The following is a 1,866-nucleotide window of genomic DNA, read 5'->3' on the forward strand; positions in this document are numbered from 1 at the left end:
GGAGGGCGTGGCGGCGGCCGGGCGGCCGGCGGGGACGCGCCCGCCCCGGCCCGCCAGTGGCCGCTGCTCGCCGTGCTCTGCGTGGCCGCCACCGGGCTGCTGATCGTCGCGGCCGACCCCTTCCACGAGGCGTTCCGCATCGGCACGATCCTGATCGGCGCGGCACTCATCGGCGGCGCGGTGCTGCGCCTCGTCGTCCGCTCGGTGGGCATGCTCGCGGTGCGGTCCCGCTTCACCGACCTGGTCACCTACGGGCTGCTGGGCACCCTGATCGTGCTGCTCGCGCTGCTCGCGCAGCCCCGGCCGTGGCTGGACATCCCGTTCCTGGAGCACGCCGTCCACTTCACGATCCGCTGACCGGGTGAGGTGTGAGACCGGTGGCCGTCCCCTCCCCCGAGAAGGGACGGACACCGGTGCGGGGCGGGGACGCGGCCCGGAGCGGACTCCGGCGGTGGCGATCGAGCGCCCTCGCCCCGGCCTGCGTCCAGCCTTGGGGACGCGCTCCCGCGATTCAATGGACGGCTGGGCCCTGTGGCACGGAAGTGACCATTCCGCCACTGTGTGATCGTCAGGCAACGGGGGCCGGGCGGCCACGGGCTTCCGGGTCGGATAGCCTGGCGGGCGGATATCTCTTCACGTCAAGATTCAAGGGGATGTCCGCACAGGGGCCAGGTGCCCGGACGCCAGCTGTCTAACGGAGATCGTCATGACCCGCACTCCCGTGAATGTCACCGTGACCGGCGCAGCCGGCCAGATCGGCTACGCGCTGCTCTTCCGCATCGCCTCCGGCCACCTGCTCGGCCCGGACGTTCCGGTCAACCTGCGACTCCTGGAGATCCCCCAGGGTCTGAAGGCCGCCGAGGGCACCGCGATGGAGCTCGACGACTGCGCCTTCCCGCTGCTGCGCGGCATCGAGATCACCGACGACGCCAACGTCGGCTTCGACGGCGCCAACGTCGCCCTGCTCGTCGGCGCCCGCCCCCGCACCAAGGGCATGGAGCGCGGCGACCTGCTCTCCGCCAACGGCGGCATCTTCAAGCCGCAGGGCAAGGCCATCAACGACAACGCCGCGGACGACATCAAGGTCCTCGTCGTCGGCAACCCGGCCAACACCAACGCGCTCATCGCCCAGGCCGCCGCGCCGGACGTACCGGCGGAGCGCTTCACCGCCATGACCCGGCTCGACCACAACCGCGCGATCTCGCAGCTGGCCGCCAAGACCGGCGCCGCCGTCTCCGACATCAAGAAGCTGACGATCTGGGGCAACCACTCCGCCACCCAGTACCCCGACATCTTCCACGCCGAGGTCGCCGGCAAGAACGCCGCCGAGCTGGTGAACGACGAGGCGTGGCTGGCCGACTCCTTCATCCCGACCGTCGCCAAGCGCGGCGCGGCGATCATCGAGGCCCGTGGCGCGTCCTCCGCCGCCTCCGCCGCCAACGCCGCCATCGACCACGTGTACACCTGGGTCAACGGCACCGCCGAGGGCGACTGGACCTCCATGGGCGTCCCGTCCGACGGCTCCTACGGCGTGCCCGAGGGCATCATCTCGTCCTTCCCGGTCACCACCGAGAACGGCACCTACAAGATCGTCCAGGGCCTGGACATCAACGAGTTCTCCCGTGCGCGCATCGACGCCTCGGTCAAGGAGCTCGCCGAGGAGCGCGACGCCGTCCGCGAGCTCGGCCTCATCTGATCCACGCACCGCGCACCGCGCCCCCGGCAGCCGTCGTGCTGCCGGGGGCGCGGTGCGTCCGCCGTCAGAGCCTGCGCAGCCCGTCGGCGATCTCCCGGACCGCCGCGTCCGCCCGGCGCTGGAGGCCGGGCCCGAAGGTGATCCGCGTCGCCCCCAGCTCGCCCAGCCGG

Annotated in this window: 2 protein-coding genes and 1 pseudogene; 2 read left to right on the forward strand and 1 reads right to left on the reverse strand. The window is 72.1% G+C overall.

Features of this window, described 5'->3' with window-relative positions; genetic code table 11:
- Both MHW47_RS35040 and MHW47_RS35045 read left to right on the forward strand, forming a co-directional pair.
- Positions 1-357 (forward strand): DUF3017 domain-containing protein (locus tag MHW47_RS35040; RefSeq protein WP_239227857.1); only part of this gene is annotated, 357 nt, incomplete at its 5' end.
- A 349-nt stretch (positions 358-706) separates the two neighbouring features.
- Entirely contained in the window at positions 707-1,696 is a 990-nt protein-coding gene (locus MHW47_RS35045) for a malate dehydrogenase (protein WP_239227858.1), read from the forward strand.
- A 64-nt stretch (positions 1,697-1,760) separates the two neighbouring features.
- Here MHW47_RS35045 and MHW47_RS35050 read toward each other — a convergent pair.
- Positions 1,761-1,866 (reverse strand): annotated as a pseudogene (locus MHW47_RS35050) (isocitrate lyase/phosphoenolpyruvate mutase family protein); the annotation flags it as partial.

Origin of the sequence: Streptomyces sp. OfavH-34-F, from assembly GCF_022347745.1 — a bacterium.
GTDB lineage: Bacteria > Actinomycetota > Actinomycetes > Streptomycetales > Streptomycetaceae > Streptomyces.

Coding starts and splice junctions, on each gene's coding strand:
- MHW47_RS35045 (WP_239227858.1), top strand. CDS start 707: ATGACCCGCACTCCCGTGAATGTCACCGTGACCGGCGCAGCCGGCCAG.